This window comes from Spirillospora sp. NPDC046719 (assembly GCF_040645715.1).
Lineage (GTDB): Bacteria > Actinomycetota > Actinomycetes > Streptosporangiales > Streptosporangiaceae > Spirillospora.
This window is the reverse complement of the sequence record NZ_JBEYYT010000062.1, coordinates 1-13,494: the sequence shown is the minus strand read 5'-3', so window position 1 is coordinate 13,494 and position 13,494 is coordinate 1. Positions and strand designations below refer to the sequence as shown.

Here is a 13,494-nt window from a genome sequence, read left to right as displayed (position 1 = left end):
ACGCCGCCCCCTCCCTCCCGCCGCGGTGTTGCCCCGGCCGGTCTGCAGTGCCGCGTTGATCGACCGACTGCTGGGGCAGGGCCCGTCATGCCGCCCCGCCGGACTCCTCGCGCTCGACCAGGACGCCGTTCTTGAACCTGGCCCGGGAGCGGACCAGGGGGACGAGGGAGGCTCCGGTGATCGCGCGCCAGCGTTCCTGGGCGGACTCGACCAGCTTGAACACCATCGCCAGGGCCGCGGCCGGACTGCCGGGCCCCACGAGTGACCTTGGTCCGCAGCTTGACCGTGGAGAACGTGGACTCGATCGGATTCGTGGTTCGCAGGTGGGTCCAGTGCTCTGCCGGGAAGTCGTAGAAGGCCAGCAGCTCCTCCCGGTCCTCGGTGATCTTCGCCACGGCCTTGGGCCACTTCACCCCGTAGGTCTTCATGAAAGCTTCGATGGCCTTCTCGGCATGCGCACGGTCCTCGGCGTTGTAGATCTCCTGCATCGCCTTCGTCGCGCCCGGCTGTGCGGACTTCGGAAGACAGTTCGCGACATTCCGGGCCTTGTGAACCCAGCACCTCTGCTGGCGGGCAGCAGGAAACACCTCGGCCAGGGCCTTCCACAGGCCCATCGCACCGTCGCCGATGACGAGTTCGGGGTCGCGCATACCGTGGCGGCGGCAGTCGCGCAGCAGGTCGGCCCACGACTCGGTCGACTCCTGCAGGCCCTCCGCGAGGTCGCGCTGCTGGAAGGCAGTGTGGTCGTCTTGCCACTGCTTCGTCGGCCGGGTCACCGTTGCCGACGACAGGCCGGCCGCGCCGCCCAGGAACTGCTCCAGCGCGGGCACGAAGTCGCCGGAGGAGAGTCCGTGCAGGTAGAGCAGCGGCAGGACCTCGGAGATCTTCGGCGACTTGCGGCACCACGGAGCCAGGATCTTCGAGGAGAACTGCTTGCGCTCGCCAGTGGCCTCGTCGACGCGGCGGTCGTTCACCCGGGGCACGGTGACCTCGACCGGACCCGCCGCGGTGACCACGGTACGGGGCCGATGGTGGCCGTTGCGGACGACCAGGCGGTGCCCGTGCTCGTCCCGCTCAGCGGTCAACTCGGCTATGTACTGGTTGACTTCGGCCTCCAGCGCGGCGGCCAGCATCCGGCGGGCGTCCTCGCGAACGATCTCATCGATCAGGGAGCCGGACTAGGTACTGCCGTCGGCGTTCACTACGCTCAGCACGGGCGTGCCTTCCCGGCCCACGCTGCGAACGCGGGCCTACTCGGAGACCATCACAGATCATCGGGAAGGTACGCCCTCCGCGTGCCCTCCCGGGACCGATCCACAGGTCTTGAGCATTGCTCGGTAAGGGGCTGGGCCAGCTGACAGCGATGGTCTCTCCAGGGGGTGATGATTCAGTACCACGCGGCCGCCACGTCGGTCCGGGCCTGCCCGAACCACCGCAGATCCTGCAGGTCGCCCGCGACCGGAACCAGTACCTGCACGACCAACCTCATCACGCCACCCACCCGGCCGATACCTGGCTGATCCACGGCCCTCTGCTGATCGAAGTCGACCAGCTCCTGACCGACCAGCCGCACGACTGCCGATCCGACCAGCACGGCCGCCGCCCGAACCGCTAGCCGGACCGCCGGTTGAAGCGTCGCCGGTCGCACCGCCTGCAGCCTCGGCACGTCGCACACCCACCGCGATGAGCTCTGCATCACGGTCGGACCGGCGCGTGGCCAGACGCCAGAGGCCGCCCCTGTTCGTAGACGACCTTGTAGGAGTCGGCTCCGGCGGGGTCGAGACTGGTGAAGTCACACAAGCAGCGTGCTTCTGAGCCGCCGGCGGTGCACTGCGGAGATCGCGTCCGCGCGAGCCGCGGGGTGAAATGCCTGGTCGCCGACTCCCTGATCGAGCTGGGGCGGGCTGGACCTGCCGGACGTCTTCGCCCGCTTCCAGCGGTGGGCCGCGTCCGTTGATGCGGGCCTCCACATCGGTGGTCTTCTTGGGCGCACAGGCTCACGTGATTTCCCAGCGCGCCGCGAGTTGGGCGAGATGGCGTACCGCCGGGAGTGTCGGTGGTTCGCATCCAGGGGGTCAGGTGGCTGGGCGCGACTGTTCGAGATCATGAAGTGAGGGCGGGTGCCGAGTCGGTTCGGGAACGTGTGCGGGCCCGGAGCAGCCAATGCGCGGCGATCAATGGGATGACGCCGACGGGGTACCAGGCGACATCAATGAGGTCGAACTGGGCGCCCAGCAACTGCCGCGCGAACCAGCTGCGTTGGGAGAGTGCCGCAGGTAGGGGAGTGAGCTGTGCGAACTCGATGAACCAGCAGTATGCGATCGTGGCGCTGCCCGCAGACAATGGTGAAATCGGCGGCCGGATGCAGATCACTATCGTGTAGACGATGGCTGCGGACAAGGCGGCGCCTGAATACTGTTCGATGGGCCCGTCCATCATGGCACGGATTGCGAAGGCCGTACCGGCAAAGACGACTGCCGAGACCACCATCAGCAGTCGAATCCAGCGTACTGCGAGCGACATGACGCAATAGTAGGGGCCTCCCGGGAATTGGTCAGTGCCTTGACGTTCCTTCCCTGGTGGGCGGGCTGGTTGCCGAGGTTCGGCAGCGAGCGCGCCAGCTCCGCGCGCGCCTCGGGCGCCCGGTCCGACCGCCGCCGCCGGGCCCTGACGGTCAGCTCCGCGATGGCCAAGGCGTCTCCCTGCAGACCTAGGTGGGACATCACGACCTGCAACATGTCCGCGCACGTGGCGAGCTGCCTGGGGTTCTCGAGGTCGGTGTAGAGCGCGGCGGCCTCTTGCAGCCGCTTGTAGGCGGGTCCGTAGCGGCCCTCGTGCAGGACCCCGTGCCGGGATGGTCTCGCGATCACCGTCATCGTCATCCGGGCATCGTCGTCGGCCCCGCGCTGGCGAGGATGGTCCGCGCGTGGTCTGGTTCCGGCTGCTCACACCTGCCTGCTTGGTCGTGGCGCTCGCCCCGCCCTCGGCCCGGGCGGGGCTAAGCGGTCGAGGAGGCCGTACTCGCGGGTGCGGGTGGCGGCCTCCGTTCGGGTGGCCACGGCGAGCTTGGTGAGGATGCACGCCACATGGGTGGCCACGGTGTTGGCGGAGATGAACGGCTCCGCGGCGATCTGCGGGTTGGACCGGCCGCTCGCGCTCACTCTCAGCACGTCCAGCTCCCGGCGGGTCAGACCATGGCCGTTGCCCGCCCGGGCGTCCGCGACGTTGCCGAGGCGGCCCCGGGACGCCAGGTCGTCGATGCGGGCCAGCAGTGGCGCGGCGCCCAGCCCGGCCGCGAGGGCACGGGCCTCCCGCAGCCGGGACCGGGCTCCCGGACAGTTGTTGGACGCGAGCGCGGCGACCGCGCCCTCGGCCAGCACGACGGCCGTCTCGTAGGGGTTGCGCAGAGCGCGCCAGCCGTTCGCGGCCCCGTCCCAGGCCGGCAGCTGATTCTGTTACGACCTCTTAGAGCGACATCGTCGCTGACTGGCGTCACCGGGTTCGCGGTGGCATGTCAGCGAGACTTGCGCTTGCGCGGTGATGCCGGTGGCAGGACGGCGCGAAGGTGGTTCCTGGCGACGTCCATGATGTCGGCGAGTTGGGCCACCTGCTCTTCGTCGAGGACGTCGATCAGCCCGGCGCGCACCGTGGCCACGTGTCCGGGGGCGGTCGTCTCGAGCAGTCTGCGGCCTTTGTCGGTGAGGGCGACCAGCGCTCGGCGCTCGTCCTCGGGGTCGGGCTCCCGCCGCAACAGCCCTGCCTTCTCCATCTGGGCGACCTGATAGGACAGGCCGCTACGCGAGCCGATCATGAGTTCGGCTAGCTCGGTGATGCACAGCCGGGACCCGGCGCGCTCGCCGGCCCAATGCAGGATCTCGTACTGGACCATGGTGAGGTCGCCGGCCTCGCGCAACTGCAGCTCGACGAGGCGCTGAATCCGGTCGGCGGTCTCCAGGAAGCCCGTCCAGGCGCGCATCTCGGTCGGGTCCAGCCAGCGGGGTTCCGTCATGGGCCCAGCCTACAGGGCTTGCGTCGAATTCGACGCAACGCTACGCTCAATTTACGTCGAATTCGACGCAATCTGAGAGGGTGTACGACTGTGAAGATCAGTGTCATCGGCAACGGCAACGTCGGGTCGGCCCTCGCGCCGCGGTTCGCCGAGGCGGGCCACCAGGTGGCAACCGCGGGCTCGGCCACGCCGACCGAACAGGTCGCCGCGCAGGTGAGCGCGGCCGACGTGGTCGTACTCGCCGTGCGTTTCCCCGTGGTCGCCCGGCTCGATGAGGAGGTGAAGCGGGCACTGGACGGCAAGATCGTCATTGACGTCACCAACCCCCAGTCGCCCGACTTCATGTCCCTCACCATCGGGCACACCACCTCGGCGGGCGAGCAGGTCGCCGAAGCGCTGCCCGGGGCCAGGGTGGTCAAGGCCTTCAACACCGTCTTCGCCGCCAACATGGCCACTCCCGACCTCGGCGGCAGGACGCAACTCCTGCCCGTGGCCAGCGACGACGACGCCGCCAAGAAGACCGTCCTCGACCTGGGGGCGCAGCTCGGGTTCGACCCGGTGGACGCGGGGCCGCTGGCCAACGCCCGCTACCTGGAGCCGGCGGTGGAACTGCTCGTGCACCTGGCCTTCGGCTCCGGCCTGGGCACGGGCATCGGCTTCACTCTGGCTCGGGCGGCGTAAGGGGTCCGGACGGCGGGTCAGGTGGCGGGGCGTGCCTCCGGTACGTGATCATCGAGCCCGCTCGGCCTCCACCTCCGCGGACGACCGGCCCGGCCGCCTCGTCCCACGAGCCCGGCCGGACCGGGCATGCGCGTCACGGCGATGCGGTACTCGCCGACGCCGTGGAGCTGACGCACGTGAAAGGGCGATAAATGACCGACCACGACCTGTCCGGCAAGGTGGCCCTGCTCACCGGAGCATCGGGCGGCATCGGCCGCGCGCTGGGCCGCCGCCTCATCGCCGCCGGTGTGAGGACCGCCTTCGCGTACGGCTCACGGCCCGATGCGGCCCGCCATCTGGTGGCCGAGGCGAAGGAGGCGGGGATCGACGCGGTCGCGCTCGGCGGTGACCTCGCCGATCCTCGCGTCCCGGCTCGGCTGCTGCGCGAGGCCGCTGAGGCGCTCCTGGGCCCTGTCGACATCCTGATTCCCAACGCGGGCCACGCGGTCCAGCAGGACTTCACCATGCTCGACGCCGAGGCGTGGGACCGGACGCTCGCGGTGAACCTGCGGGCTCCCTTCCTGCTGGCCCAGCACGCGCTGCCCGGCATGGCACAGCGCGGCTTCGGCCGGGTGCTGTTCATGTCCTCGGTCGCCGGCTTCACCGGCGGCATCGTCGGCGCGGACTACGCCGCCTCCAAGGCGGGGCTGCACGGCCTGACCCATTTCCTGGCCGGCCGGGTCGCCTCGCGCGGGGTGACGGTCAACGCCGTGGCACCCGCACTGATCACCGACACCGGCATGCTGCCCCCCGAAGCCGATCCCCACGCACTTCCCACCGGCCGGTTCGGTCGCCCCGAGGAGGTCGCCGACCTCGCGCTGGCCGTCCTGCGCAATGGCTATCTCACCAACCAGGTGCTGAGCCTGGACGGTGGCGCCTACCCACGCTGACCTTTCCCTGCTGACAGGAGGCCCCTCGTGCCCGTGGCCCGGCTCGCCCTTGCCAGCTGGCACCGCGATCGGGCAGGAGTTCGGTTGACGCGCCACCTTCTTGTCGCGCTGATGAGGTGCGGGGAATGTCCTCGGCAGCCCGCCCCCGACGACCGGGCCGTGCTCCCTGCGGTCTACGGCTCCGTGGGCCTGCTCATGGGGCTGTCAGCGATCGTCGCCGTGGCGGTAGCATCCGCCGCCGTACGCTGGCCGGCGGCGCTCCTCGGCGCAGGGAGATGACCTTGCGCGGCCCGCCGCTCGCGTCCCTCCGACTTCGTCCGACGATCCGGCCGCTGTCCCGATCGATTCCTTTCGGCGGGTCGCCGAGTCGATAGATGGACGCAACTCCGATGACGACCGAGAAGGAGCGATCATGCCAGAGTCGACAGGGATCCGGCTGGGCGGCCTCGTGCTCGGCAGCGACGATCCGGAACGGCTCAGCGCCTGGTACCGCGCGGCGTTCGTTCCGTCGGCCGGCCCCGGCACCGTCCTGATGGTCGGCGGCAGCCGGTTGGTTTTCGACCGCCGTGACGATCTCCAGCCGAGCACGCGGGAGCCCGGCAGGATTCTGATCAACTTCTATGTCGAGGACATCAAGGCGGTCGTCGCCCACCTGATCGCGCTGGGCGTGACGCGGTGGATCCGGCCCGTGGAGGACTTCGGCCCGGGCCTCATCGCAACGGTGGAGGATCCGGTCGGGAACTACGTGCAGGTCGTCGAGTTGGCCGCCCGGCCCGGCGCCGGACGGTGACGCAGATGGCCGACACCCGCGTCAAGGCCGGTCGATCGGCCGGGGAGACGGCGCCGCCGGACAACGGTGTCTTCGCGCGGCTGACTTCTCCCTACCGGCCGGAACTGCTCGCCTACTGCTACCGCATGCTTGGCTCGGTCCACGATGCCGAAGACCTCGTGCAGGAGACGTACATTCGTGCGTGGCGCTCCTATGAGGCGTTCGAAGGCAGGTCGTCACTGCGCACCTGGCTTTACCGGATCGCCACCAACGTCTGCCTCACCGCCCTCGAGAATCGCAAGCGCCGGCCGCTCCCCTCGGGTCTCGGAGGTCCTACCGATGATCCGGAAGGCCCTCTGGCGCCGCCGCCGGAAGTCACCTGGCTCGAGCCCTTTCCCGACCATCTGGTCCGGGGCGATCCCGCCACGATCGTCGCGGCGCGGGCAAGCCTGCGGCTGGCATTGGTCGCCGCCCTGCAGTATCTGCCCCCGCGCCAGCGCGCCGTCCTCATCCTGCGCGACGTACTGGCACTGCGCGCGACCGAGGTCGCCGATCTGCTCGGCATATCCGTCGCCGCGGTCAAGAGCATCCTGCAACGCGCTCGAGCCCGGCTCGGCCAGGTGGCGCCGTCTGAAGACGACACGACCGAGGTCACCGGCGCCGACCAGCGGGAACTGCTGGACCGCTATGTCGCGGCCTTCGAGAACGCCGACGTCGCCGCTCTGCTGGGGCTGCTGACCGAGGACGCCGTGCTGGAGATGCCGCCCACGTCCTCCTGGTTCGCCGGCCGCGAGTCCATCGTCCGGTTCTTCGGGGCCAGGGTCCTCACCGTGCCAGGTGCCATCCGGATGGTGGCGACCTCGGCCAACGGGCAGCCCGCAGCCGCCATGTACCAGCGCGGCGAAGACGGCGTTCACCACCTTCACGCGTTGATGGTCCTGACGGCGTCCGGCGGCGGGATCACGCGCATTTCCGCGTTCCGCGACCCGCAGTTGTTCGAGTATTTCGGACTCTCCCAGTCCCTCCGCCCTGCTCCGTCAAGTTCTCAGCCCGGCGAATCGGCACCTCTGTAGACGCAAGAAGTCCGACGGCGAGGGCAGGGCGCTTCCGCCCTGCCCTCAGGCGTTGATGACCCCGGCTCACCTGTGTAAATACGAGACTTCGGTGAACCGGGTGCGGGCAGGGCGATTCCTTTCGGCTCACCGCCGAGTCGACACCATTGACGGAAAGCCCGTCAACGACGTAGACAATTGGGAGCCGGACAATGCTGCTCGAAAGCAAGAACGCCATCATTTACGGAGCGAGCGGTTCCATCGGAAGCGCGGTCGCTCGCACTTTCGCCGAGGAAGGGGCGAGGGTGTTCCTGGCCGGACGGCACCTCGCCGGGCTGGAGGCGGTCGCCGAGAAGATCCGCGCCGCCGGGGGAAAGGCCGAGGCCGCCGTGGTGGACGCGCTGGACGACGCCGCCGTCCAGGCGCACGTCGAGGAGGTCGCCACGACGGCCGGGAGCGTGGACGTCTCCTTCAACGCCATCAGCCTGCCCCAGACCCGGATCCAGGGCACGTCCCTGGCCGACCTGTCACCCGACGACTTCGACCTGCCCATGACCACCTACCCCAAGGCCAACTTCCTGACCGCCAGGGCAGCGGGACGGCGCATGACCGCCCAGGGCGCGGGCGTGATCCTGACGATCACGGCGAGCCCGTCGCGCACGGCCGTCCCGCTGATGGGCGGTATGGCGCCGGCGTGGGCGGCGGTCGAGTCGCTGTCGCGGGGCCTGGCCGCCGAGCTGGGACCGCACGGTGTGCGGGTCGTGTGCCTGAACGCCGCCGGGATGCCCGAGACGCCGCAGCTCACCGAGGTGTACGGGCTGCACGCCGACGCCTACGGCATCAGCCGCGAGGCGTTCCACCAGCGCATGGCCGACCGGACCCTGCGCAAGCGGCTGCCCACGGTCGCTGAGATCGCCGATGTGGCCGCCTTCGTCGCCTCGGACCGTTCCGGCGCGATGACCGGCGCGATCGCCAACCTCAGCGGCGGCATGATCGCCGACTGAGAGCACGGGCGGCGCCCGGCTCCGGGCGCCGCCCTCTCGTTCAGTTGACCTGCGCGGCGACGCGCTTGACGGCGGGCGCGGGCTGGTCGACGTAGCAGTAGTGCCGGCACGTGGAGGACGGCTTGGGGCGCCGACCGCCATGTGCTGTCCGTATGGGCCGACCCCGCCGCTCTCGCCCACACCGCCGCCGTCACGCCGTAGCCGCTACGCGGCCTTACTCTCGCTGCTCCAGGCACGGCGCGCCACGGGAGGCAGGACACGGCCGAAGACGTGACCGGCGAAGTGGCCGCCGGCCAGCAGCGTCCGCTCGTCCTCCAGGTCGGTGAGCAGCGCCTCGCGGGTGGCCGCGGCTTCCGCAGGGGCGTCGTCGAAAACGAACCCCCACTCGCTTTCGGCGACCTGGACCTGGCAGTGCATCACGTCGCCCAGGATGATGAGGCGGCGCTCGTCGCCGGGGTCGGTGACGACGAGGCTCTGGTGTCCGGGCGTGTGGCCGGGAGTCGCGCGGACCCGGACTCCGGGCGCGATGTCCTGCCCGTCCTCGACGAACTCGACGCGACCCGACAGGGGTCCCTGCACGGCGACGGGGTCCGGGCCGATGACCTCCGCCGTCCCCGTCCAGTGCTTCCACTCCGCTTCGGCGACGAGGTGGCGCGCGTTCGGGAACGTCAAGGCGCTGGGGGCGCTTCGTTCGGGGAGTGTGGGGCCTGGCGCCACATCCGTGGTCCAGCCCACGTGGTCGTGGTGGAGATGGGTGTAGACGACCGTGTCGACGTCCTGTGGGGTGAGTCCTTCCTCGGCGAGGCTGCGAAGCAGGGTTCCGCCCTTGAACGACGCCAGGTCGGGGACTTCGAAGTCCACCTGCCCCAACCCGAGGTCCACCAAGACGACGCGGTCGCGCGTGCGGACGAGGAACGAGCCGATGCTGATGGGGAGCCGCCCGTCGGCGTCCAAGAACTCGCTGTGCGTCGCCCAGCCGGTCGGGGCGCTCGCGGGGAACACCGCCGTAGGGACGACGCTCGCGTGGCCGTCGGGCAGGAAGGTGACAGTGGTCGCGCCGAGGCGGACCTGTGCGCGGGAAGCCGGCAGAACCATGACCATCCTCTCGTGGGGCGGCCTCCGGCGAGGCCGCTGGCACCCACTATCGGAGAGTCACTAACTATTGGGAAGTACGCACTTGCAAGTGCGCGCCCTCGTCCGAATCGAACTCCAGCCGGGCCCGCTCCACCTCGTTGATGTGCTTCTCCGCCCAGCTCCGCACAGCGGCCAGCGGTTCCTCCAGCGTCCGGCCGAGGTCCGTCAGCCGGTACTCGACCTTGGGCGGCACCGTTGGGTGGACGTGCCGGGCCACCAGCCCGTCGCGCTCCATGCTGCGGAGCGTCTGGGTGAGCATCTTGTCGCTGATGCCGTCGATGTCCGCGCGGAGTTCGGAGAAGCGCCGCGTCCCCTCGAACAGGGCGCCGACTATCAGCGCCGTCCATTTGTCGGCGATCCGGTCCAGCGCGGCGCGGGAGGGGCATGGCGCGCTGTAGACGTCGGCCGGTTCGCCGTTGGGCAGCCATGCCAGGGGCGAGCGTCCCGGCGTGCCCGGACGCGGTCTGCGGGTACGCGGCGTTTTCGGCATGCCGCCACACTAACCATTGGAGAGCGTGCGTTGGCGCCGGCGTCGTCTGGGCGCGCTGGTCGGCGGCGGTGCCCGCGGTAGCGGCAGCCAGGCCGGCGCGGAATCGTGACGAGCAAGGGGGGGTGACTTCGCGATTGTTGGAACGCCACCGCTGTGGAGCCCACATCGAACGTCCAACGACACCGCCGCCCTGCGGCTGTGCAGTGGCGCCCGCTCACGACCTCGATCCGTGGTCTGCCGCGGCCAGCAGTCGCCCTACCGTGCTTGGGGACGCCGCCGGAGGCGTGGTGGTCGGAAGTGAGGCTGGCGAGCGTGGTGTCACCAGTCTCGAGTGGCGATCAGCTCCTCGATATCGGCGCCGTCGAAGCCGTAGGCGGTGGCCAAGAACCAGACCTCTTCGCCGATCGCGTCGCGTGCGACCGTTTCGATCTCGCTGCCGGCCGCCTCGAACTCCGTCTGCAGGGCGTTGAACTCCTCGGTCGCGGCGTGCGTCAGCGTGTAGAGCGCGGCCAGATCGGCGGGCTGGTCGGCCTCGATCCGCTCGCACAGACTCAGCAAGATCGCTTTGCCCTTGTCGACGAGGTCATCGGGGTAGTACCCGTCGTCGTACATCTCGGTGAGGAGTTCGTGCTCGAGCACCTTCTGGTTCGTCACAGCCACCGCGATCGCTCCCTTGTCCGCCATACCGGTCCCGGCACATACTTCACGGCGCCTCTGACAACGCCAGTCCTGCTGTCCTGCAGCGCGGACGCAGCCGGCCGACGAGTCGCCCCACGACATCGGGACCGCGTGGGCTCCTGCAGCGGAACTCCTGTGGATCTACGAACTTCGGGCGCGAGATGATCTTTGTCAATGCGTGAAGGCAAGGGCCTGGATCCGATCGAGCATGGACGGCCAGAGCTGGCGGCGCAGGTCATGGCCCATGCCGGAACAGGTGACCAGGCGTGCGTCGGGGACGGGACACCGGCGATAGATCGTCGAATACCCCTGCCGCCTGTGCTGCCGGTTCCGCTGTGGTGAAGATCGCAATCCGATCATTAGACGCACCCTTCGGCGTCGTCAGGAGACGACGTCGTACGTCAGGTGCGTCGCGGTCGATGTCGGGGTCACGCTCCGCTGCACCAGCGTGCGCGGCGTTCCGCCGGTGAAGAGCGGCGTCCCTGAACCCAGCATTACGGGCGCGAGGTGCAGCGTCAGCACGTCGACCAGCCCGGCGTCGAGCGCCGAGCCGACCGTGGCGCCGCCGCCCATGAGGACGACGTCGAGGTCCTTGCCGGCGTCGGCGGACGCCGCCTCCGCGCGCTCGCGGGCGGTGGTGACGGCGTCGGCCAGGCCGGTGGTGACGAACGTCCAGTCGAGGCCCGTGAGCCGCAGCGACTCCGGCGGCGAGCCCGTCACGACGACGAACGCGGGCGTGCCGGCCTCGCCTGCGCCGTAGCCGATGTCATCGTTCCAGCCTTTCGGCCCGTCGACCACGTCGAAGAGCCGGCGGCCGAGGACGACGGCGCCCGAGCGCGCGGTCGCCTCGCGCAGGATCCGCCGGTCGCCGGGGTCGTCGGAGAACGCCCAGGTGTGCAGGGCCTCGCCGCCGGTGCCCAGCCCGTTGTCGGGGCCGGGGTCGGGACCGGTGACGAAGCCGTCGAGGGAGAGGGAGATGTCGGCGACGATGCGAGTCATGCCGGGACAGACCAGATCCACCGCGCAAACTCATCGCGGTGATCGGGGCCCGTGCCCGGCCGTCCGCCGTGAAGCGTTGGGTGAGCGGGTCACAGTGCGATGAGGGTTCGCAGGAGGTCGAGGTCGAACCAGTCGCCGTTGCCTGCGCGTTGGTGCAGGTAGGCGCTGGTAGCGCGGGCCCGGCAGCAGGCCAGGGCGAGTTCCGGGTCGACGCCCGCCGCCGCGCTGTAGCGACGGACGCGGGCGATGACGGCCGCTTTGGCTGCGAGGCGGGAGGGGCGTTCGGTGATGACCGTGAAGGCGTCGAACGCGGCCGTTCCGCGCCGGCCTTGGGGATCGATGGCCAGCCAGGGCTCGCGGGACGCCTTCAGGACGTTGGCGTAGTGCAGGTCGCCGTGCAGCATCGTCGGGGTCGCGTCGGCGGCGAGTGCGCCGATGACCGCCCGGGCCCTGTCGACCGCCCCCGCGGGAAGCAGTCCGGGCGTGGCGGCGGCCTGCTGCAGCAGTTGCCGTTCCCACAGTCGGGACGCGTCCGCCAGAGAGGGGACCTCCGGAGGGGCGGGGACCGCCAGGCGGCGCGCCAGTCCGCCGGCGATCTCGATGGCCTCGTCGACCGACGGCACCGCATCCAGGGTCTGCGGTCCCGCCCGCTCCAGCAGCAGCGCGAACGCGTCGTCATCGCTCTCCAGGACCCGCACGGCACCACGGCCCGCGAAACAGCGCAGCGCGATCGCCTCCACGCGGCTGCGCGGGTGCGGATAGGCGAGCTTGAGCACGGCCGGACCATGTGGGCCCGCCACCGGCAGCGCGATCGCCGTCTCGCCGTGCCATGCAGGGCCCGCGAACTCGCATCTCCACTGCTCTGCGTGGCGGACGATCAGGTCCGGCAGAGCCGCGATCCACTCGCGTCCCGCCTCGCCCTCGCGGCGCGTGATCGCATCAGCCAGCGCTGTCGGGATCGTCACCATCACCGGGACGATACAACGCGACCCCGATGTCATTAGTCGGTCCCAACCGAAAGCACCATTCCGCAACCCGGTACGGGCGACACACGTCGGCTGCCAGAGATGGGCCCGCGAAGACGCACTCTTCGTCGACGGGCCGGGAACAGCGGGCGTCTACGTCGTCGTCGACCTCGCCGCAGGGAAGGGCCTCGAACCGAAGTGATCCGCGCGAACTCCCACGGCAGCGGGCCCGTCCCATACCACGGCAAGATCGAAAAAACGACCGAGGCGGTGAGGACGACGGGGAATCGCGACCTGATCGGGCAAGGGCTGGAGAACCTCCTCGAGGGACTGCGCCCGTTCGTGGACCGCACCATGACCGGCGCGTGGGGGACCGGCTGGGTCGCCGAGAAGGAGCGCCGCGACAACGAGCGGTACGGCACCGACGGCCGGCGCGGCTACAGCCTGAACGACACCCGCTTCCTGCTCAACGTGATCGTGCAGGAGCGGGAGATCTTCAAGCCGGTCCTGCCCCGTCCCGGCCTCTCGCTGGCCTCGAGGCTCCGTCTGGTGGGCAAGAAGTACGGCCATCAGTACAACAGCGACGCCTTCGCCGACGACGAGACCCGCGAGGCGCTGCACGCGATGGCGCAGCTGCTCAGCCTCGTCGGAGCCACGGCCGCGACGCGGGCGGTCGCGGACCTGACCGCACGGGTCGGCGCCGGCGCGTCCGCTCCCCCGCCGCCGGGAGCAGGAGCCCCGCCGCCGGGAGCAGGAGCCCCGCCGCCGGGAGCAGGGGCCCCGC

The 13,494-nt window shown here is 70.2% G+C and carries 16 protein-coding genes and 1 pseudogene; 6 read left to right on the top strand and 11 right to left on the bottom strand.

Annotated features, from left to right (window positions below):
- Positions 1–85 precede the first annotated feature (85 nt).
- The 6 genes and pseudogenes from ABZ914_RS13890 to ABZ914_RS13865 form a co-directional block, all read right to left on the bottom strand.
- Positions 86–1,169, bottom strand: a pseudogene (locus ABZ914_RS13890) (IS256 family transposase).
- 218 nt (positions 1,170–1,387) lie between these two features.
- A complete protein-coding gene (locus tag ABZ914_RS13885; protein WP_500193309.1) occupies positions 1,388–1,666 on the bottom strand; it encodes a hypothetical protein in 279 nt (92 codons plus the stop codon).
- Between the two features lie 437 nt (positions 1,667–2,103).
- Entirely contained in the window at positions 2,104–2,523 is a 420-nt protein-coding gene (locus tag ABZ914_RS13880; RefSeq protein WP_500193308.1) for a ribosomal maturation YjgA family protein, read from the bottom strand.
- Complete coding sequence (locus tag ABZ914_RS13875) at positions 2,490–2,882, bottom strand: hypothetical protein (protein WP_500193307.1); 393 nt, start codon at positions 2,880–2,882, stop codon at positions 2,490–2,492. The genes ABZ914_RS13880 and ABZ914_RS13875 overlap by 34 nt, the downstream gene beginning before the upstream one ends.
- 63 nt (positions 2,883–2,945) lie before the next feature.
- Entirely contained in the window at positions 2,946–3,380 is a 435-nt protein-coding gene (locus tag ABZ914_RS13870; RefSeq protein ID WP_500193306.1) for a helix-turn-helix transcriptional regulator, read from the bottom strand.
- A 134-nt stretch (positions 3,381–3,514) separates the two neighbouring features.
- Positions 3,515–4,009 carry a MarR family winged helix-turn-helix transcriptional regulator gene (locus ABZ914_RS13865; RefSeq protein ID WP_500193305.1) on the bottom strand — a complete coding sequence of 165 codons (495 nt, stop codon included), beginning with the start codon at positions 4,007–4,009 and terminating at the stop codon, positions 3,515–3,517.
- A gap of 90 nt (positions 4,010–4,099) precedes the next feature.
- Between ABZ914_RS13865 and ABZ914_RS13860 the strand changes: the two genes are divergently transcribed.
- The 5 genes from ABZ914_RS13860 (at position 4,100) to ABZ914_RS13840 (ending at position 8,444) form a co-directional block, all read left to right on the top strand.
- Complete coding sequence (locus ABZ914_RS13860; protein ID WP_500193304.1) at positions 4,100–4,690, top strand: NADPH-dependent F420 reductase; 591 nt, start codon at positions 4,100–4,102, stop codon at positions 4,688–4,690.
- Positions 4,691–4,881: 191 nt separating this feature from the next.
- On the top strand, positions 4,882–5,619 hold the full coding sequence (locus ABZ914_RS13855; protein ID WP_500193303.1) for an SDR family NAD(P)-dependent oxidoreductase: 738 nt from the start codon (positions 4,882–4,884) through the stop codon (positions 5,617–5,619).
- 412 nt (positions 5,620–6,031) lie between these two features.
- Positions 6,032–6,409: a VOC family protein gene (locus ABZ914_RS13850; RefSeq protein ID WP_500193301.1), complete on the top strand. Its 378-nt coding sequence runs from the start codon at positions 6,032–6,034 to the stop codon at positions 6,407–6,409.
- Positions 6,410–6,414: 5 nt separating this feature from the next.
- Positions 6,415–7,461 (top strand): sigma-70 family RNA polymerase sigma factor, encoded by a 1,047-nt coding sequence (locus ABZ914_RS13845; RefSeq protein WP_500193300.1) that lies wholly within the window; start codon positions 6,415–6,417, stop codon positions 7,459–7,461.
- Positions 7,462–7,652: 191 nt separating this feature from the next.
- On the top strand, positions 7,653–8,444 hold the full coding sequence (locus ABZ914_RS13840; protein ID WP_500193299.1) for an SDR family NAD(P)-dependent oxidoreductase: 792 nt from the start codon (positions 7,653–7,655) through the stop codon (positions 8,442–8,444).
- A 204-nt stretch (positions 8,445–8,648) separates the two neighbouring features.
- Here ABZ914_RS13840 and ABZ914_RS13835 read toward each other — a convergent pair whose 3' ends face one another.
- The 5 genes from ABZ914_RS13835 to ABZ914_RS13815 form a co-directional block, all read right to left on the bottom strand.
- Positions 8,649–9,539 carry an MBL fold metallo-hydrolase gene (locus ABZ914_RS13835; protein WP_500193298.1) on the bottom strand — a complete coding sequence of 297 codons (891 nt, stop codon included), beginning with the start codon at positions 9,537–9,539 and terminating at the stop codon, positions 8,649–8,651.
- A 64-nt stretch (positions 9,540–9,603) separates the two neighbouring features.
- A complete protein-coding gene (locus ABZ914_RS13830; protein ID WP_500193297.1) occupies positions 9,604–10,068 on the bottom strand; it encodes a winged helix-turn-helix transcriptional regulator in 465 nt (154 codons plus the stop codon).
- 318 nt (positions 10,069–10,386) lie between these two features.
- Positions 10,387–10,752: a DUF5713 family protein gene (locus tag ABZ914_RS13825; protein WP_500193296.1), complete on the bottom strand. Its 366-nt coding sequence runs from the start codon at positions 10,750–10,752 to the stop codon at positions 10,387–10,389.
- Positions 10,753–11,127: 375 nt separating this feature from the next.
- Positions 11,128–11,745: a dihydrofolate reductase family protein gene (locus tag ABZ914_RS13820; RefSeq protein WP_500193295.1), complete on the bottom strand. Its 618-nt coding sequence runs from the start codon at positions 11,743–11,745 to the stop codon at positions 11,128–11,130.
- An 89-nt stretch (positions 11,746–11,834) separates the two neighbouring features.
- On the bottom strand, positions 11,835–12,713 hold the full coding sequence (locus ABZ914_RS13815; protein ID WP_500193294.1) for an aminoglycoside phosphotransferase family protein: 879 nt from the start codon (positions 12,711–12,713) through the stop codon (positions 11,835–11,837).
- A gap of 267 nt (positions 12,714–12,980) precedes the next feature.
- Between ABZ914_RS13815 and ABZ914_RS13810 the strand changes: the two genes are divergently transcribed.
- Positions 12,981–13,494: Swt1 family HEPN domain-containing protein (locus ABZ914_RS13810; protein ID WP_500193293.1), on the top strand; the 514-nt coding region annotated here is incomplete at its 3' end.